The sequence below is a fragment of the Promicromonospora kroppenstedtii genome, from assembly GCF_044389675.1.
Classification (GTDB): domain Bacteria; phylum Actinomycetota; class Actinomycetes; order Actinomycetales; family Cellulomonadaceae; genus Promicromonospora; species Promicromonospora kroppenstedtii.
Genome location: NZ_JBIRYI010000005.1, coordinates 319755 through 336934, shown reverse-complemented (window position 1 = coordinate 336934; position 17180 = coordinate 319755). Strand labels below are relative to the sequence as shown.

General features: G+C 73.4%; 16 protein-coding genes. 5 read left to right on the top strand and 11 right to left on the bottom strand.

Features of this window, described 5'->3' with window-relative positions:
• Positions 1–216: 216 nt before the first annotated feature.
• A complete protein-coding gene (locus tag ACH47X_RS10655; protein WP_397403995.1) occupies positions 217–1008 on the bottom strand; it encodes a MerR family transcriptional regulator in 792 nt (263 codons plus the stop codon).
• 42 nt (positions 1009–1050) lie between these two features.
• Here ACH47X_RS10655 and ACH47X_RS10650 point away from each other — a divergent pair, with 42 nt between their 5' ends.
• On the top strand, positions 1051–1539 hold the full coding sequence (locus tag ACH47X_RS10650) for a DUF6194 family protein (protein ID WP_397403993.1): 489 nt from the start codon (positions 1051–1053) through the stop codon (positions 1537–1539).
• A 21-nt stretch (positions 1540–1560) separates the two neighbouring features.
• On the opposite strand, the gene ACH47X_RS10645 is transcribed toward ACH47X_RS10650, so the two are convergent.
• From ACH47X_RS10645 to ACH47X_RS10635, 3 genes are all read right to left on the bottom strand, one after another.
• Complete coding sequence (locus ACH47X_RS10645; protein WP_397403991.1) at positions 1561–2277, bottom strand: MOSC domain-containing protein; 717 nt, start codon at positions 2275–2277, stop codon at positions 1561–1563.
• A gap of 86 nt (positions 2278–2363) precedes the next feature.
• Positions 2364–3548: a metallophosphoesterase family protein gene (locus ACH47X_RS10640; protein WP_397403989.1), complete on the bottom strand. Its 1185-nt coding sequence runs from the start codon at positions 3546–3548 to the stop codon at positions 2364–2366.
• Positions 3549–3623: 75 nt separating this feature from the next.
• A complete protein-coding gene (locus ACH47X_RS10635) occupies positions 3624–5045 on the bottom strand; it encodes an amino acid permease (RefSeq protein WP_397403987.1) in 1422 nt (473 codons plus the stop codon).
• A 40-nt stretch (positions 5046–5085) separates the two neighbouring features.
• On the opposite strand from ACH47X_RS10635, the gene ACH47X_RS10630 reads away from it, so the two are divergent.
• Together ACH47X_RS10630 and ACH47X_RS10625 are read left to right on the top strand one after the other, a co-directional pair.
• On the top strand, positions 5086–6450 hold the full coding sequence (locus tag ACH47X_RS10630) for an NAD(P)/FAD-dependent oxidoreductase (RefSeq protein ID WP_397403985.1): 1365 nt from the start codon (positions 5086–5088) through the stop codon (positions 6448–6450).
• 48 nt (positions 6451–6498) lie between these two features.
• On the top strand, positions 6499–7623 hold the full coding sequence (locus ACH47X_RS10625; RefSeq protein ID WP_397403983.1) for a low molecular weight phosphatase family protein: 1125 nt from the start codon (positions 6499–6501) through the stop codon (positions 7621–7623).
• Here the strand turns inward: ACH47X_RS10625 and ACH47X_RS10620 are convergent.
• Positions 7605–8741 (bottom strand): hypothetical protein, encoded by a 1137-nt coding sequence (locus ACH47X_RS10620; protein ID WP_397403981.1) that lies wholly within the window; start codon positions 8739–8741, stop codon positions 7605–7607. The two genes, ACH47X_RS10625 and ACH47X_RS10620, sit on opposite strands and share 19 nt — an antisense overlap.
• Positions 8742–8959: 218 nt before the next feature.
• Between ACH47X_RS10620 and ACH47X_RS10615 the strand changes: the two genes are divergently transcribed.
• Both ACH47X_RS10615 and ACH47X_RS10610 read left to right on the top strand, forming a co-directional pair.
• Positions 8960–9709: a VOC family protein gene (locus ACH47X_RS10615; RefSeq protein WP_397403978.1), complete on the top strand. Its 750-nt coding sequence runs from the start codon at positions 8960–8962 to the stop codon at positions 9707–9709.
• An 88-nt stretch (positions 9710–9797) separates the two neighbouring features.
• The gene (locus ACH47X_RS10610) at positions 9798–10757 is read left to right on the top strand and encodes a sulfotransferase family protein (RefSeq protein ID WP_397403975.1); all 960 of its coding nucleotides are present in this window, start codon (positions 9798–9800) and stop codon (positions 10755–10757) included.
• A gap of 7 nt (positions 10758–10764) precedes the next feature.
• Here ACH47X_RS10610 and ACH47X_RS10605 read toward each other — a convergent pair whose 3' ends face one another.
• The 6 genes from ACH47X_RS10605 to ACH47X_RS10580 all read right to left on the bottom strand — a co-directional run bounded on the left by ACH47X_RS10605 (position 10765) and on the right by ACH47X_RS10580 (position 17106).
• The gene (locus ACH47X_RS10605) at positions 10765–11391 is read right to left on the bottom strand and encodes a uridine kinase (RefSeq protein WP_397403973.1); all 627 of its coding nucleotides are present in this window, start codon (positions 11389–11391) and stop codon (positions 10765–10767) included.
• A gap of 68 nt (positions 11392–11459) precedes the next feature.
• Positions 11460–11951, bottom strand: coding sequence for a CoA-binding protein (locus ACH47X_RS10600; protein WP_397403971.1), 492 nt, complete (start codon positions 11949–11951; stop codon positions 11460–11462).
• A complete protein-coding gene (locus tag ACH47X_RS10595; protein ID WP_397403969.1) occupies positions 11948–13270 on the bottom strand; it encodes an O-acetylhomoserine aminocarboxypropyltransferase/cysteine synthase family protein in 1323 nt (440 codons plus the stop codon). Before ACH47X_RS10595 ends, ACH47X_RS10600 begins: the two co-directional genes overlap by 4 nt.
• Positions 13267–15264 carry an acetate--CoA ligase gene (gene acs, locus ACH47X_RS10590; RefSeq protein WP_397403967.1) on the bottom strand — a complete coding sequence of 666 codons (1998 nt, stop codon included), beginning with the start codon at positions 15262–15264 and terminating at the stop codon, positions 13267–13269. Before acs ends, ACH47X_RS10595 begins: the two co-directional genes overlap by 4 nt.
• Positions 15261–16085: an ABC transporter permease gene (locus ACH47X_RS10585; protein ID WP_397403965.1), complete on the bottom strand. Its 825-nt coding sequence runs from the start codon at positions 16083–16085 to the stop codon at positions 15261–15263. Before ACH47X_RS10585 ends, acs begins: the two co-directional genes overlap by 4 nt.
• A complete protein-coding gene (locus tag ACH47X_RS10580) occupies positions 16078–17106 on the bottom strand; it encodes an aliphatic sulfonate ABC transporter substrate-binding protein (RefSeq protein WP_397403963.1) in 1029 nt (342 codons plus the stop codon). The genes ACH47X_RS10585 and ACH47X_RS10580 overlap by 8 nt, the downstream gene beginning before the upstream one ends.
• Positions 17107–17180 lie beyond the last annotated feature (74 nt).

Genomic DNA, 17180 nt, shown 5'->3' with positions numbered 1-17180 from the left:
GGCTCAAGACGGCCCTGTGGAGCGAGCAACCCTACGTTCGGTGCACCCGACGGGAGTGCGCTCCGCGGTGGGCGGGCTGCTGGCCGCCGCGTACCGCCCGATCGGCCCGATCTGCTCGCGGGCACTTCCCCACGAGGCCTAAGTTTCTTTGCTTTGACGCGGCTCAGAGCGAAGAAACTTAGGCTTCGAAGGAGACGGCGCCCGGGCGGGCGGCGGTCAGGCGGACTGCGGGCGGGCGGACGGCGGGCGCGAGGCGATGAGGTCGGCCAGGTCCGTGCCCGCGCGCAGCAGGGCGACCGTGCGGGCCGCGATCTGGTCGAGCCGGCGGTCCAGGATCTGCCCTGCCCGCGCGATCCCCTCGTCCGCGCCCGGCAGGCCACGCAAGGTCGCGACGACGTCGCGGACGGCGGGGACGCCGTAGCCGCTGGCGCGCAGCGCGGCCACGATGCGCGCCTCGTCGACGGCGGCCGGCCCGTACTGCCGGGCGCGCAGCGACGTCACGCGCTCCGGCGCCACGAGCCCCTCCTGCTCCCAGAACCGGAGCGTGGACGTCCGCACCCCGAGGGCGGCGGCGAGCTGCGTGATCGTCAGGGCGTCGGCAGGGTCGGCCGGTGCGGGGCTGCCCGCCGGGGCGGCGTCGGCTCGCCCGTCCTCGATCGCCTCGCGCTGAATGGCGCCGAGCGCAGCACGGGCCCGGAGGGCCTCGTCCCGTTCCCGGGCCAGCCGGACGTGCACGGCACCGACCGCCGCGGCCGCGTCGGCCACGCCCCCGGTGAGCGCCGCGGCGAGCAGCCGGCGAGCGTCGACCGGACCCGCGGCGCTCGCCAGCCGGCGGTACGCCCGCAGCGCGTGGACGTGCCCCGGGGCGTACGTCCGGTAGCCGTTCGCGGCCCGGGCCGCGGGCGGTATGACGCCCAGCCGCTCCAGGTCCCGGACCTGCTGCACGGAGTAGCCGGACTCCCGCGCGACGTCGGCCGTGCGCAACGGCCGGGAGACCTCGGGTGTCATTCGCTCAACCCCACACAAGCACTTGAAGGTGATGCTTGAACCATGGACCTTGAGCAGAGTACCGGCCCGACCATCGACCAGATCATCGCGGCGGTGCGCGACCTCGACGGCGCGCTGGTCGTGGCCCCGGCCGTCGGCGACCCCACCGTTCCGGAGCTGGCCTGGGGCGACGCGTTCTTCTACTACGCCCCGGACGGCGAGATGCCGCGGAACGTGCAGCCGTACGGAACCGTCGTCACCAAGAACTACCCGGACGACGCCACCTCGGACCTCGATCCCGTGGGGCGCTGGCGGGTCAACGTCCACGTCGGCCGGGCACGGGCGGCCGAGCTCACCGGCGGCGTCCAACCAGGTCCCGGCGAGCCGGCCACGCCGCCCGACACCGCCGACGTCGTCCTGCCGCACCCGGTGTACGGGGCGGCCGGCTGGATCGCCGTCGTCAACCCCGGGCCCGCGACGGGCGAGACCGTGCTCGCCCTCCTGCGCGACGCGCACGACGCCGCGCGGACCCGCCTCGAGCGCCGCGCATGACGGCCCAGGGCGCGGCGATCGTCAGTCGACGACGGCGCGGCTCGCGGCCTGCTCGCTGCGGCGGTGCATGTCGACGCTGAGCCGGAGCTCGCCCGCGGCGTGCGCGTTCAGCAGCCGCTTCGCGAGCTCCTCCAGGCTCTCGGCCTCGGACGCGTAGGGCTTGCCGAAACCGGCGGCGTCCCGCGCCGCGCGCGCCAGGCCGTACTGCGCGCCGAACCAGTCCGCGACGGTCACGCCGTGCAGCGGGTGGTGCACCACCTCGACGGAGTCCCCTGCGCCGAGGTCGCCGTTCTCGACCACGCGCAGGTACGCGCCCGTGCGGTTGGCCTGCGTGAACCGGCGCACCCAGCGCTCCTCGCCGAGCCGGCGGCCGAAGGTCTGGCAGGGCGTGCGGGGCTGCGTGACCTCCAGCAGGGCCGAGCCGATCCGCCAGTGCTCACCGATCACCGCGCCGTTCACGTCCAGGCCGCTGACCCGCAGGTTCTCGCCGAACAGCCCCGGCGTGATCTCGCGGTCCAGCTCGGCGCCCCAGTGGTCGGCGTCCTCCTGGGCGTAGGCGTAGACCGCCTGGTCGAGGCCGCCATGGTTGGCGCGGTCGGCCTGCACGTCCGCGTACAGGCCGTAGGGCCGCACCTTGACCCGCCCCTCCACGGGACGCTTGTCGATCGCCGTGACGCCCACGGTGCCGGGATCAGGATGCAGGACGTGCACGCGACAGACCGCGAGGAGCTCAGCCATGCCGTCATTTTCTCATCCGGGGAGCACCCCTCTGACGTGTCAGACGTACAGGTCACCCGGGTGACCTGTACGTCTGACACGTGCGGCTACTTGCCGCGGGGCAGCGGGAGCGGCTCGATCCACTGGTCGTCGGCGGTGAGGTCGATCCCGAACTCGCCGGCGAACCGCATCCGGGTGCCCGCCAGCACGCCGTCGACCGATTCGTCGAGGTCGTAGACGCGTGCACCGCGCAGCCGGTTGCGCTCGGCGCCGCCCAGGCCGTACGTGCCGAACCCGGTGTTGCCCGCGTATCCGAGCAGCACGCCGTAGTAGTCGCCCGAGTAGGTGTTCACGTGGTCGTGGCCGCAGAACACCCCGCGGACGTCGCCCCGGTGCTGGATCGCCGAGAACATGCCCGAGTTGAACGGCCCGGGGCACTCGTCCTCGTTGCGCTCGCCGTCGATGCGGTGGCGTGCCCTGCCGCGCTCGTGGTCGGCGTCGGTGCGTCCGTCCACCGAGCCGAACCACATGAACCGGTACTCCCACAGCGGGATGTGGATGAACATGAGGGCCGGCACCACGTACCCGGCCTTGCGCTCGATCTGCACCGACGTGTCGTAGTACCACTTGACCTGGTCCATGCGCAGCCAGTCCCAGTGGGGGTAGCCGTCGAAGTCCTGGCCGGACAGGGTCTCGGGCGCGTACCGGCCCGAGTCGAGCAGCCACAGGTTGAACGCCGGGCGGCCGTTCGTGCCCTCGATCAGCAGGTTCGAGTTGCCCTGCCCGGTGACGCCGCGCGCCGTCGGGCCGTTCACGTTGTAGCGGTAGGAGCGGTAGAAGGCCAGCATGTCGGCCTCGTCCAGGCCGCTGTTCGGCGTCGAGTCCTCGTCATGGTTGCCGAAGGTGATGGCCCACGGGACGGCCCGCTCCTCCATCGGCTGCACCACGTTGTTCATGGCCTGGCGCATCTCCAGCGGGGTGTCGCAGCCGCCGGTGATGTTGTCGCCGTTGAGGATCACGACGTCGGGCCGCTCGTCGTCGAGCACCGCGCGCATGAGCTCGAGAGTGCGGCGGTCGATCTTCTCGTCGTCCTGGGTGTCGTTGAACTGGACGATCTTGAACTTGCCGTCGCGCCCGAACCGCAGCCCCCGCTGTGGGTGCCGGGCCAGCTCCACGGCGTCGGCCGGGGCCGCGCCGGTGACGGCCGCCGTGGTCGCGACGCCCGCCGCGCCGAGGCTGCTCAGGGACAGGAACGTCCGGCGGTCGACGCCGCCGGTGGTCTGCTCGGTCATGCCGACGACGATCGAGGTCCCCGCTGGCGACCGCCCGACCGGCGGATGGACCCCCGATGACGGTCTGCTGAACGACTACCGCCGGCCGGTCGCCGCCGGTACGGCCGGGACCCGGCGCACCGCCCGCGCAACCACGTAGACCAGCAAGATCACCACGACCAGGCCCGCTGTCGCGGCGATCTGCGGCCGGGCGGCGGCGTCGGACAGCATGAGGCCCACCACCACGACGAGCGCCACGAGCGTCGCCCACGAGAGCCACGGGTAGCCCCAGGCGCGCAGGCGCAGGGTCTCGCCGCGCTCGGCCGCCGCGACCTCCAGGCGCGGACGCAGGCGGAGCTGCGAGACCACCACGAGGATCCAGACCACCAGCAGCGCCGAGCCGACGGCGTTGAGCAGCACCCCGAGCAACGACTCGGGCAGCAGGTAGTTGAGCAGCACGGCGACGACACCGAAGAACACCGAGACCAGTACGGCGACCCACGGGACGTCGCGGCGGGAGACGCGGGTCGCGAGCGCCGGGGCGTCACCGCGGCCGCCGAGCGAGAACAGCATGCGGGACGTCGCGTACACGTTGGCGTTGAACGCGCTCAGCAGCGCGAGCACCACGACGACCTCCATGAGCCGGGCCGCGCCGTCGAACCCGGCCATCTGGAGCACGGAGACGAACGGCGACTCCAGGCGGGCGGCGTCGGTCCACGGGATGAGGGCGACCATGATCGCGACCGAGCCCACGTAGAAGAACAGGATGCGCCACAGGATGGTGCGGGTCGCGCTCGCGACGGCCGACTGCGGGTCACGCGCCTCGGCGGCCGCGATGGTGACGATCTCGATGCCGCCGAACGCGAAGACGACGGTGAGCAGGCCGGCCGCGATGCCGGGCAGGCCCGCCGGGGCGAACCCGCCGTACTGCGCCCACTCCCCCAGGACGCTGCCGCTCACGGGCACCACGCCGACGACGATCAGCACGCCGAGCACGAGGAAGCCGACGATCGCGAGCACCTTGACGGTGGCGAACCAGAACTCGGCCTCGCCGAACTGGCGCACGCCCACGAGGTTGATCGCGCCGAACACGGCGACGACGGCGGCCGCGACCGCCCACTGCGGCACGGCGGGCCACCAGCCGTGCACGATCCCGGCGACACCCGTCACCTCGACGCCGAGCACCATGACGATGGTGAACCAGTACAGCCAGCCCAGCAGGAACCCGGCCCAACGCCCGAGCGCCGCCTCCGCGTAGACGGAGAACGAGCCGCTCGACGGGAGCGCGGACGCCATCTCGGCGAGCATCCGCATGACCAGCACGACGATCGCGCCCGCGATGGCGTAGCTGACCAGGACGGCGGGACCCGCTGCGGCGATGCCGAGGCCCGAGCCGAGGAACAGGCCGGCGCCGATCGCGGAGCCGAGGCCCATCATGGTCAGGTGGCGGGTGCGCAGGCCGTGGGCCAGCCGCTCGGGGCGGCCTGCAGGGTCGGTCTGGTGTTCGGTGGTGCTCACGACCGACCACGGTAACCCGGGCGGTGAGAGACTCGTGATCGTGACCGATTCTGCACACACCCCCGTGCAAGCACCCGAGGACGACGAGGACTACGGCCTCGAGAAGACCATGAGCGAGCACCCCGAGCCGCTGCCGCACGTGGTGGTGGTCGGCGGCGGGTTCGCCGGGATGGCGACGGTCCGGGCCCTCAAGGACGCGCCCGTGCGGATCACGCTGATCGACCGCCGCGTCTACAACACGTTCCAGCCGCTGCTGTACCAGGTGGCGACCGGCGGTCTGAACCCGGGCGACGTCACCTACTTCCTGCGCGGCCTGCGGCTCAAGCAGAAGAACGTGCACGTGGTGCACGAGCACCTGGTGGAGGCCGACCACGCCGCGAAGAAGATCCGCCTGCTGAACGACCACTGGATCAGCTACGACTACCTGGTCGTCACGGCGGGCGTCACGGCGAACTTCTTCGGGACGCCGGGCGCCAAGGAGCACTCGTTCCCGATGTACACGCGGTCGCAGGCGATGCGGATCCGCGACAACCTCTTCATCCGCCTGGAGAAGGCCGCGAAGTCGAAGCGGGCCGACGACGGGCTGCGCGTCGTCGTCGTGGGCGGCGGCGCCACCGGGGTGGAGGTCGCGGGCGCGCTCGCCGAGCTGCGCACCGCCGGCCTCGCGCCCGCCTACCCGGAGATCCACGGCGACGCGTTCGAGGTCAAGGTGGTGCAGCGCGGCGGCGAGATCCTCAAGTCGTTCGCGCCCAAGCTGCGCGCCTACGCGACCCAGGAGCTGCGGCACCGCGGGGTCTCGCTGCACCTGGGGGCCGGGGTGGCGGCCGTCGAGCGCGAAGCCGTGGTGCTCACCGACGGGACCCGCATCCACGCCGACCTGACCGTCTGGTCCGCCGGGGTGCGCGTGCACGACGAGGTGTCCGAGTGGGGCCTGCCGCAGGACGACAGCGGCCGTATCCGGATCGGCGACGACATGCAGGTCGAGGGCCTGCCGGGTGTCTTCGCCGCGGGCGACATCGCGATCTCGCCGGCCGACCTGCCCCAGCTCGCGCAGCCCGCGATCCAGGGCGGCCTCGTCGCGGGCCGCAACATCCGCGCCCTGATCGACGGCGAGCCCCTGCAGGACCTCCACTACGTCGACAAGGGCACGATGGCCGTGATCGGCAGGCGCGCCGCGATCGCCGAGATCAACCTGCCCGGGGGCCGGCCGCTGCGGATCACGAAGGGCCTGGCGTGGATCGTGTGGCTGTTCGTGCACATCATGTCGCTGATCGGCCCCCGCAACCGGGTCACCACGCTGGCGGGGCTGGTCACGCGGTACGGGTTCCCGTTCCACCGGCGGCCGATCCCGATCGTGGGTGATGTTCCCACCGTGCGGCCGCCGAGGTCCAGGACGGCGGGGTAGCCTCGCTCCTGGCACTCGGCCACACCGCCGTAGGCCAGGGAGAGACCGATGACCCCGGACGAGCTGCGCTCCGCACAACGACTCACGATGGCGAACCCCGAGCGGTTGCGGCTGCTGGCGCGCCTGCTCACGCACCCCGCGGGCCGCTCCACCGCCGCCGGGCTCGTGCCGGACGGCGCGGACGGACGGCCGGCCGACCTCGTGACCGAAGCGCTCGCCGTCGCCGGCGTGGAACAGGACCTCGAGGCGCTGGTCTCGGTGGGGCTGGTCGCCGTCGTCGGGCCGGTGGCGTCGGACGCCGCGCAGTACCGCGTCTCCTCGCGCGGGATCGCGCGGTACGGCACGACGGCGCTCGCCGCCCCGCGGTTCCTCGACGAGCCGGCGCTCGACGCGCGCGACCACGAGGCGCTGCTCGACCGGTTGGTCGACACCCTCGCCGCCACGTTCGCCGCCAACGCGGGCGCCGGGACCGTGGACCGCCTGGTCCGGGAGTGCTACGCCGCGCTGGCCGAGCAGGTGCGGTCGTCCGCGCAGCTGCCCGCTCTGACCGCCTGGCTCGCCACCGACCGGCTGGCCGCCATGACCGAGGTGACGCACGGCTCGCCGCGCGACGTGCTGTTCGTCTGCGTGCACAACACCGGCCGGTCCCAGATCGCCGCCGCCGTGACCCGCCGGCTCGCGGGCGACCGTATCCGGGTGCGCACCGCGGGCACACGCCCGGTCTCGGAGCCCGACCCGATGACCGAGACCGTCCTGGCGCGGCGCGGGCTCGACGGGCTCATCGAGTTCCCCCGCGAGCTGACCGACGACATCGTGCGCACCTCCGGCGTGATCGTGACCATGGGCTGCGGCGACACCTGTCCCGTGTTCCCGGGACGCCGCTACCTCGACTGGCCGCTGGACGACCCGGCAGGCCGGCCGATCGAGGAGGTCGAGCGGATCGTCGACGACGTCACCGCGCGGGTGCGGGCGCTCATCGCCGAGATCGACGCCGCGGACGACCCGGCGCTCCCGGCGCGGTACGCGGGGTCGGCCGTGCCCGGTCTGCCCGTGACGGCCGGTGTGCCGGGCGCCGGCGCCGGGCAGCAGCGGGGCTGGCTGCCACGCCTGACCCGGCCGTGGACCGCGGTCACGACCGCGCTCGGCGGCCGGGGTCAGCGGAAGGCGCGGTAGCCGGTCGGCTCGACGTCGGCGCCCCACTGGTCGAGCGCCCAGGCCGCGGCGTCGCCGAACGCGGCGGCCAGCGCCGGGAGCTCCGGGCGGAGGTTGATCGCGCCCCAGCGCCAGCGGGACACCATGAGCTGCCGGTACGACGGCGACCGGCCCGCCGGGCCGACCAGCTCCCGGCCCGCGACGGTGCTCTTCCACAGCCAGCCCGTGACGAGGACCAGGTAGACCGCGCACGCCTGCCGCACCGAGGTGTCCCAGGCGGGGTCGGCGACGATCTCCGGCGCGTGCTCCGCCAGGCCCGCCGTGAGCTCCGCGAGCAGCATGTCCGTGAGGCCGGGCGGCGGGTCGAACACGCACCAGCAGGTGGCGAACGGCAGCAGCCCGTACGCGGCGACGAACGCGGCGTGCTGGACGTCGGTGCCCTCCAGGTCGAGGAAGCGCCAGCCGTCCGGGCCGAGCACGGCGTTGTCGGGGCAGGTGTCCGTGGGCGTGACGACCGCGGCGGCACCGGGCGTGCGCAGGTGCAGGGTCGCGGCGAGGTCGGCCTCGACGGCGGCCCGGCGGTCCGCCACCGCGTGGCCCTCCGGCCCGGCGTCGCCCCCGGCCAGAGCCTCGAGCAGCCGGTCCACACCCGCGCGGAGGTCGGCGTCGGCGTCCCACGGCTCGGCGTCCGCCAGGCGGCTGCGCGCCTCCGCGACCCGGGCGCGGGAGCCGCCGGTCGTGCGGCCCAGCGCGCGGGCCCAGGACCGTGCCCCGTCCCAGGCCGCGTCGCGGTCGTCCCCGAGGAGCAGGTCGGCCAGCGTGGGCAGCACCCCGAGGTCGGACATGACGATCAGGCCGTGCTCCTGGTCCTGGGCGAGGAGCGTCGGTGTGCCCGGGCACACGTCCAGGCCGACGGTCTCGCGGACGAACGCGCCGGCGTCGGACAGGAAGCGCTTGACGATCACCGTGGGCGGATGGTCATGGCCCGCCGCGAGAGGCGCGGAGCTGCAGGCGCGCTCGACCCGACAGCGGAGCACCTGGGAGCGGGCGGAGCCGCCCAGGTCGACCGGGTCGGTGAGACGGACGGCGCCGAGCGTCTGCGTGAGGGCGCTCTGGGCGAGGGCGACGGTGTTCTGCACCGGGACAGTGTGTCCGCCCGCCCCCAGGGCTGACCACCGCATTCACAGGCCTGTGGACAGCATCTGTGGATAACCCCGGAGTGGTGCGGGTCAGGGGCGAGCATGCTGTGGATAACCCGGTGGACAGTCCTCCGCAACTTTTCCGGTGGGGAATGTCAGAGGTGGGGTGCAAGGTGGTAGCCGAAGGTTCTTCCCACCACCTCCCGAAAGGTTGGGCCATGACTGAATCGACCTCCACCGGACCGGCCGCAGCAGCCCCCGCACCCGGGGTGGGTGTGCTCAAGTCCGTGGTCCTGGACGTCCCCGACCTCGCCACCGAGGCGGGGTTCTGGACGGCCCTGACCGGCGGCGCCGTGAAGTTCACCGACCACGACTGGATCACCGTCACGACCCCGGACCGGTGGGACGTCGCGTTCCAGCTCGCGCCCGACCACGTCCCGCCGCAGTGGCCGGGGCAGGAGCACCCGCAGCAGGCGCACCTCGACCTGTACGTGCCGGACCTGGCCGCCGCGAGCGCCCGGGCGGTGGAGCTGGGGGCCACCGTGCTGCGGGAGAACGAGCAGTGGATCACGCTGTCCGACCTGGCGGGGCACCCCTTCGACCTGTGCCTCAAGGAGGAGTCCGACGGAGTGACCGTGATGGGTCCCACCTTCGACTGCCCGGACGCCTCCGAGCTCGCCGCATTCTGGTCCGGGGTGCTGGGCGCCCCCGTGGCCTACGACGCCGACGGGGTCGCCATGCTCGGCGGCGACCGGCCCGTGCTCTTCCAGTCCGTGGCGGACTACAACCCGCCGCGGTGGCCGGACCCTGCCCACCCGCAGCAGGTGCACCTCGACGTCGGGGTGCCCGACCTGGACGCCGGCGAGACCGCAGTGCTGGCGCTCGGCGCGGCCCGGCTGCCCGGCGAGGGCAGCGGCTTCCGCGTGTTCGCGGACCCGGCCGGCCATCCGTTCTGCCTGGTGCTGTAGCCGGGCCGACGCCGCTACGGTGGCGCGCCCGGGACGGGCGTGTCACCGTGTTGGACGGCAGGGGGAAGCCGAACGGAGTCCTTTCGACATGCTCACGGTTCGAGGAACCGGCACACAGCTGGCCCGCCGGTTCGGTACGGCACTCGAGAAGCACGCGGGCCTGCGGGTCACGCGCGTGCCCCGCGACCACGGCCGCGTCCGGCAGGGTGAGGCCCGCAGTGGCGCCCACCAGGGCGGCACTCCGGGTGGCGGCCCGAGCCGGCCGGGTAGGGGGCGTATCCGCCCGCCGGCCGACCCAGCGGCCGACCGCCTGCTGGTCGCCCCGGTCTTCGTGCTCTCGTCCCCCCGCGCCGGGTCGACGCTGCTGCGCGTGGTGCTGGACAGCCACTCCCAGGTGCACGCGCCCATCGAGACGCACGTGCGGCGGCTGTCCGTCGACTTCACGACGCGGCTCACCACGGAGGCGATGGACGCCCTGGGGCACAACGTGGCCGACGTCGAGCACATCCTGTGGGACCGGATGCTGCACCGCGAGCTGCTGCGCAGCGGCAAGCAGGTCGTCGTGGAGAAGACCCCCAGCAACGTCTTCGTCGCCGACCGGTTCGCGGTCTGCTGGCCGGACGCCCGGTTCATCTTCCTGCTGCGCCACCCGGCGTCGATCGCCCGCTCCTGGCACGACGCCGACCCGGCCCGGCGGCCCATGAACCGCGCCGTCATGCACACGCTGAAGTACATGACGGCGCTGGAGGACGTGCGCCACCGGCTTCCGGGGCTGACGGTCCGCTACGAGGACGTCACCGCGGACCCGGCGACCGAGTTCCACCGGATCTGCGACTTCCTCGGCCTGCCGTGGGAGCCGGGCATGGTCTCGTACGGCGACCACGAGCACGGCGAGGTCCGCAAGGGCCTGGGCGACTGGCGGGACAAGATCCGCACCGGGAGCATCCAGGCCGGGCGCGCGCTCCCCGACCCGGACGAGATCCCGCGCGAGCTGCGGGCGATGAGCGAGTGCTGGGGCTACGCCCCGGCGTCGGCCGCGAGCGACTGACGCCCGGTCAACGGTGCACCAGGGCCGGGTGGTCCGGGTGGTCGACCCGGACCAGCAGGTCCGCCGCGCGCTCCGCCTGCGCCGCGTACCGCTCGTAGGCGGGCAGTACCCACGCCTCCTCGTCGGGTGTCCGACGCCGGAGCGTGCCCGGCTTGAGCGCGAGGTGCACGGCGACGTCGACGTCGAGCCCGCGGGCGATCGTGAGCGCCCCGTCCAGCACGACCACGGTGCCCGGGTCGGCGGCGACGTAGGCGGCGCGTGTGGCCCGGTCGGTGTCCGGGTCGCGCAGGCTGGGCAGGTACTCGCCGCGCTCCACGACCCGCCGCAGCACCTCGCGGTTCAGCGCCTCGACGTCGATCCAACCGTCCAGCAGGCTGTCGGGGTCGTCGCGACCGTGTTCGAGCCGCAGGGACCGCGAGCGCAGGAAGTCGGCGACCCGCACCCGGGCCACGCGCCGGCCGGCCGTCTCCAGGGGCGCGACGAGCGCGTCGGCGAGCAGCTCGGGGTGGGTGGACGGGTGCCCGTCGACGAGGAGGCGGACCGGGGTGTCGGCACCGCCCGTGCGGGCCAGGACGGCATCGGCCACCCGTTCGACGAGGAGCTCCGCGCTGACCGGTTCCACACGTGTGCTCATCGTGGACCGACTCTAGCCGGGGTCGGAGCCAGGGCCGCGGCCCGGGCCCGAAGGCCCGTGCGCCGGACCTACCGGTCAGCCCGGCGGGAGCTGATCACGCCCGTGTCGAACCCGGCCAGGTGCAGCCCGCCGTGGAACCGTGCGTGCTCGATCTTGACGCACCGGTCCATCACGACGTTCAGCCCCGCGGCCTCCGCCTTGCGCGCGACGTCCTCGTGCCACGAGCCGAGCTGCAGCCAGACGGTCTTCGCGCCCACGGCGATGGTCTCGTCCAGCACGGTCGGCAGGTCCTCGTGCCGCCGGAAGACGTCGACGAGATCGGGGACCACAGGCAGGTCCGCAAGGCTCGGGTACACCGGGTGTCCCAGGATCTCGGTGGCCCGCGGGTTCACGAAGTACACGTCGTACGGGGACGAGGACAGCAGGTAGGTCGCCACGAAGTAGCTGGCGCGCGCCGGGTTCGCCGATGCCCCGACGATCGCGATCGACTTCGTGGAGCGCAGGATCCGCAGGCGCTCCGGGGCGCTCGGGCCCTGCCAGGTCCGGGTGGTCTCGCTCATCGGGTCGCTCCCGTCGCCTTGGTCAGTGCCTGGTCGAGGTCCCAGAGGATGTCCTCGACGTCCTCCAGGCCGACCGAGATGCGGATGAGGTCCTCGGGCACGCCCGCCGCCTCGAGCTGGTCGGCGGAGAGCTGCTGGTGCGTGGTCGACGCCGGGTGGATCACCAGGGTGCGCGCATCACCGACGTTCGCGAGGTGGGAGGCGAGCTCCAGCGACTCGATGAACAGCCGGCCGGCCTCGCGCCCGTCGATCAGCACGCCGCCGTTCTCGGGGACCTGGAGGCCGAACGCGAAGACCGAGCCCGGTCCCAGCGGCAGGTACTTCTGCGCCCGCTCGTGGTGGGGGTGCGACGGCAGCCCGGCCCAGAGCACGTAGGAGACGCGCGGGTCGGAGTCGAGCCACTCGGCCACCGCGCGGGCGTTCGCCAGGTGCGCGTCCAGGCGGTGCGGCAGCGTCTCGATGCCCTGCAGCAGCTGGAAGGCCGACTGCGCCGAGAGCGCCGGGCCGATGTCGCGCAGCTGCTCGGAGCGGAGCTTGGTGAGGAAGCCGTACTCGCCGAAGTTGCCCCACCAGCGCACGTCGCCGTAGGACGGCACGGGCTCGGTCATCTGCGGGAACTTGCCGTTGCCCCAGTCGAACCGGCCGGACTCGACGACGACACCGCCGAGCGTGGTGCCGTGCCCGCCCAGGAACTTCGTCACGGAGTGGATCACGATGTCGGCGCCGTGCTCGATGGGCCGCACCAGGTACGGCGTCGCGAGCGTCGCGTCCACCACCAGCGGGATGCCGGCGGCGTGGGCCACCTCGGCGAGCCCTTCCAGGTCGGCCACCTCGCCCGACGGATTGGCCACGACCTCGGTGTACAGGACCTTGGTCTCGGGCGTGATCGCCGCGGCGTAGTCGGCGGGGTCGGTGCCGGGCACGAACGTCGTCTCGACGCCGAACCGGCGCAGCGTCACGTCGAGCTGCGTCACAGTGCCGCCGTAGAGCTGCGCGGAGGCGACCACGTGGTCGCCGGCCCCGACGAGCGCGGCGAACGTGATGAACTCCGCCGACATGCCGGACGCCGTCGCGACCGCGCCGATGCCGCCCTCCAGCGACGCGATGCGCTCCTCGAGCGCCGCGACCGTCGGGTTGCCGATGCGCGAGTAGATGTTGCCGTACTTCTGCAGCGCGAACAGGTTCGCGGCGTCGTCGGTGTCCTGGAACACGAACGACGTGGTCTGGTAGATCGGCACCGCCCGCGCTCCGGTCGCCGCGTCGGGGATGCCCCCCGCGTGGAGGGCCCGCGTGCGGAACCCGAAGGTGTGCTCGGTCATCGTCCTGCCTTCCTCTCCGCGACTCCTGCTGCCAGGAGATCGCGGATGTCGTCGACGGCCCACGGGTTCTGCAGCGACGTGACGTCGCCCAGCTCCTCGCCCTGCCACAGCTGCGCCAGGAGGCGCCGCATGATCTTGCCCGACCGCGTCTTCGGCAGCTCGGGCACCACGATCACGTGCCGCGGCTTGGCCACCGGCCCGATCTCGCGCGCCACCTGCGACCGGAGCGCGGCAGCCCCGGCGTCCGCCTCCTGCGGCGACGCCGTGCCCGCCCGGCCTACGCCCGACGGCACCACGAACGCCGCCACGGCCTGCCCGGTGACCGGGTCCGGCACGCCCGCGACGCCGGCCTCGCCGACGCCTCTGTGCGCCACCAGCGCGGACTCGATCTCGATGGTGGACAGCCGGTGCCCGGAGACGTTCACGACGTCGTCGAGCCGGCCCAGCAGGTGCACGTTGCCCTGCTCGTCCAGCTGCGCGCCGTCGCCGGCCACGTAGTACGCGCCCGCGGGGCCCTGGCCCGCGAACCTGCGCCAGTACGCGTCGCGGTAGCGCGCCGGGTCGCGCCAGACGGTACGCGCCATGCCCGGCCACGGCCTCGTCACGACGAGGATGCCGGGCTCGCCGGAACCGAGCCGCCGGCCGTCGTCGTCCACGACGGCCACCTCGATACCCGGCAGGGCCCGGGTCGCGGAGCCCGGGACCAGCGGCGTCACGTACGGGAGCGGGGCCACCATGGCGGCACCCGTCTCGGACTGCCACCAGGTGTCGATCACGGGCAGCTCGCCGCGCCCGAACGTCGCGCGGAACCACTCCCAGGCGGCGGGGTTGATCGCCTCACCGACCGTACCGAGCAGGCGCAGGGACGACAGGTCGTGCTCCGGGAGGGTGTCGCCGAACCAGGTCATGAACGTCCGGATCAGCGTGGGCGCCGTGTAGTACACGGTGACGCCGTACCGCTCGATGATCTCCAGGTGCCGCTCGCGCGACGGCGTGTCCGGCGTGCCCTCGTAGATCACCTGCGTGAGGCCGTTGGAGAGCGGGCCGTAGATCTCGTAGGTGTGCGCCGTGACCCAGGCCAGGTCGGCGGTGCACCAGTGCACGTCGTCGGGCTTCGCGTCGAAGTGCGCCCAGTGGGCCCAGCTCGCCTGCGTGAGATATCCACCGGAGGTGTGGACAAGTCCCTTGGGCTTACCCGTGGTGCCGCTGGTGTAGATGATGAAGAGCGGGTGCTCGGCGTCGAACGCCTGCGCGTCGTGCACCTCGGGCGCGGTGTCGACGGCGTCGTGCCACCAGACGTCCCGGTCGGTCCAGGCCACGTCGGAGCCGGTGCGGCGGATCACCAGCACGTGCTCCACGTGGTCGAGCCCGGCCACGGCCTGGTCGGCGGTCGCCTTGACCGGCGTCGCGACGCCGCGGCGGTACTGCCCGTCGGTGGTGACCAGCAGCTTGGCACCCGTGTCGGCCAGGCGGAACCGCAGCGCCTCGGCGCTGAACCCGCCGAACACCAGGCTGTGCACCGCGCCGATGCGCGCGCAGGCCAGGGTGACCACCACGGTCTCCACGAGCACGGGCAGGTAGATCACCACGCGGTCGCCCGGGCCGACGCCGAGGGCGGTCAGCGCGTGGGCGGCCTGGGCGACGCGGCGCTGCAGGCCGGTGTAGGTGACGGTGGTCCGCTCGCCGTTCTCGCCCTCCCAGTGCAGGGCGGGCTTGGCGCCGAGGCCGGCGGTGACGTGCCGGTCCACGCAGTTCACGGCGACGTTGAGCCGGCCGCCGACGAACCAGGCGGCCTCGGGCACGGTCAGGTCGTCGGGGTCGCCCGGGTCGCCCGGGTCACCGACGGCGCCGCCCCGCGGCTCCGGCGGCGACCAGGTGTGCGCGGTGTGCCACGGCGTCGCCCAGTCGAGCCGGCGGGCGGCCTCCGCCCAGAACGCGACCGGGTCGGCCGCGGCGCGTTCGTACGCCTCGGCGGTGACGTTGGGCGCCGTCATGCCCACCGCCGCAGCAGCCGGCGCTCCGCCAGGCCGATCAGCGCGTCCGTGAGCTTGCCCAGCACGGCGAGCAGCACGATCGCCAGCAGGATGCGGTCCACGCGCCCGTTCTGCTGGGAGTCGTTGAGCAGGAACCCGAGGCCCATCGACGACGCGATGAGCTCGGCGGCCACGAGGAACAGCCACGACTGCGCGAGCGCGAGGCGGAGCCCGGCTACGAGCGACGGCAGCACCGCGGGGAGCTGCACCGTCGTCAGGAGCCGCAGGCCGCGCAGCCCGAACGCGCGACCCGCCTCGACCAGGTGGGGGTCCACGTGCCGCAGGGCCGCCGCGATCGTCGTGTAGACGGGGAAGAACGCGCCGATCGCGATGAGCGTGATCTTGGACTCCTCGCCGATCTTGAGCCACAGGATCAGGAGCGGTACCCAGGCGAGCGAGGGCACGGCGCGGATCGCGCCGAGCGTGGGCGCGAGCAGCAGGTCACCGAGCTTGGACAGCCCCACCAGGGAGCCGACGGCGAGGCCCGCGGCGGCGCCCAGCGCGAACCCGATCAGCACACGCTGCGTCGAGATCGCCACGTGGTGCCAGAGCTGCCCGCGCTCGACCAGGTCGACGGCGGCGTCCCACACGGCCACCGGGCCGGGGAGCTGGTACGGCGGGACCAGACCGGCCGCCGTCACGCCCCACCAGAGGCCGAGAAGCGCCACCGGAACCAGCAGGCCCAGCACGATCGTCCCGGCACGGCCCGCGCCGGGCCCCGGCCGGGTGGACGACACCGTGGCGCCGTTCGCCCGTTCGACGGCGGCCTGCTGGTCAGCCATCAGAAGCCACCGCCTCCTGCGCGAACTGGGGCGCGAAGAGCTCGTCGAGCGCGCTGTCGACGTTCTCCTGCGCGGCCACGTCGCCCGACTCGACGAAGATCGGGCCCACGACCTCCAGCACGTCGCGCTGCTTGTCGCCGGGCACCGGGTCGAGGTCGAGCACGGTGCGCTCCTCGATCACCGTGGACGCGACCTCGGGGTCGATGGAGGCGACCTCGGCGAGCAGCGCGGACAGCTCCTCGGGGTTCTCCAGCGCCCAGGCGCGGGCCTGCTCGTAGGCGTCCACGACGGCCTGCGTGACGTCGGGGTGCTCGTCCACGAACTCCTCGCGCGCGTTGAGGAACCCGTAGGTGTTGAAGTCGATGTTGCGGTAGATCAGCTTGTCGCCCGCCTCCGCCTCGGCGGCCGCCATGATCGGGTCGAGGCCCGACCAGGCGTCCACGGAGCCGTTGTCGAGCGCGGCGCGGCCGTCGGCGTGCTGCAGGTTCTGCACCTCGACCTCGCTGAGCGGGATGCCCGCCTCGTCGAGGGTCTGCAGCAGGAAGAAGTACGGGTCGGTGCCCTTGGTGGCGGCGATGGACGCGCCCTCCAGGTCGGCGACGTCCTTGATCTTCGAGTCGCCCGCGACCACGATCGCCGACCACTCCGGCTGGCTGTAGATGTCGACCGTGCGGATGGGCGAGCCGTTCGCCCGCGCCAGGAGCGCCGCCGAGCCCGCCGTGGAGCCGAAGTCGATCGCCTCCGCCCGCAGGTTCTCGTTCGCCGTGTTCGAGCCGTCCGACTGCACCCAGGCGACCTCGACGCCGTCGAGCTCCTCCTCCAGCCAGCCCTGCTCGCGGACCACGAGGCTGAGCGGGTTGTACGTGGCGAAGTCGATGTTCAGGGTGTCGGTGCTCCACTCCCCCGCACCCTCGCCACCGCCGGCGGCGGCCGCGCCCTCGCCGGCCACGCAGCCGCTCATCGCCATCGCCGAGACGAGGGCCAGGCCGGACGCCAGAACGGTGTGCCTACGGTTGCGCATGGGTTCTTTCCTCTCGCTGCCCGACGGCGGTCGGCGGGCCGGGTGGTTCGGTGCGGTGGGATTCGGGTCGGGCG

What these genes read in the sequence shown, in the direction of transcription:
- ACH47X_RS10655 (WP_397403995.1), bottom strand. Translation starts at nt 1,008, where the DNA reads ATGACACCCGAGGTCTCCCGGCCGTTGCGCACGGCCGACGTCGCGCGG.
- ACH47X_RS10650 (WP_397403993.1), top strand. Translation starts at nt 1,051, where the DNA reads ATGGACCTTGAGCAGAGTACCGGCCCGACCATCGACCAGATCATCGCG.
- ACH47X_RS10645 (WP_397403991.1), bottom strand. Translation starts at nt 2,277, where the DNA reads ATGGCTGAGCTCCTCGCGGTCTGTCGCGTGCACGTCCTGCATCCTGAT.
- ACH47X_RS10640 (WP_397403989.1), bottom strand. Translation starts at nt 3,548, where the DNA reads ATGACCGAGCAGACCACCGGCGGCGTCGACCGCCGGACGTTCCTGTCC.
- ACH47X_RS10625 (WP_397403983.1), top strand. Translation starts at nt 6,499, where the DNA reads ATGACCCCGGACGAGCTGCGCTCCGCACAACGACTCACGATGGCGAAC.
- ACH47X_RS10615 (WP_397403978.1), top strand. Translation starts at nt 8,960, where the DNA reads ATGACTGAATCGACCTCCACCGGACCGGCCGCAGCAGCCCCCGCACCC.
- ACH47X_RS10610 (WP_397403975.1), top strand. Translation starts at nt 9,798, where the DNA reads ATGCTCACGGTTCGAGGAACCGGCACACAGCTGGCCCGCCGGTTCGGT.
- ACH47X_RS10605 (WP_397403973.1), bottom strand. Translation starts at nt 11,391, where the DNA reads ATGAGCACACGTGTGGAACCGGTCAGCGCGGAGCTCCTCGTCGAACGG.
- ACH47X_RS10600 (WP_397403971.1), bottom strand. Translation starts at nt 11,951, where the DNA reads ATGAGCGAGACCACCCGGACCTGGCAGGGCCCGAGCGCCCCGGAGCGC.
- ACH47X_RS10595 (WP_397403969.1), bottom strand. Translation starts at nt 13,270, where the DNA reads ATGACCGAGCACACCTTCGGGTTCCGCACGCGGGCCCTCCACGCGGGG.
- acs (WP_397403967.1), bottom strand. Translation starts at nt 15,264, where the DNA reads ATGACGGCGCCCAACGTCACCGCCGAGGCGTACGAACGCGCCGCGGCC.
- ACH47X_RS10585 (WP_397403965.1), bottom strand. Translation starts at nt 16,085, where the DNA reads ATGGCTGACCAGCAGGCCGCCGTCGAACGGGCGAACGGCGCCACGGTG.
- ACH47X_RS10580 (WP_397403963.1), bottom strand. Translation starts at nt 17,106, where the DNA reads ATGCGCAACCGTAGGCACACCGTTCTGGCGTCCGGCCTGGCCCTCGTC.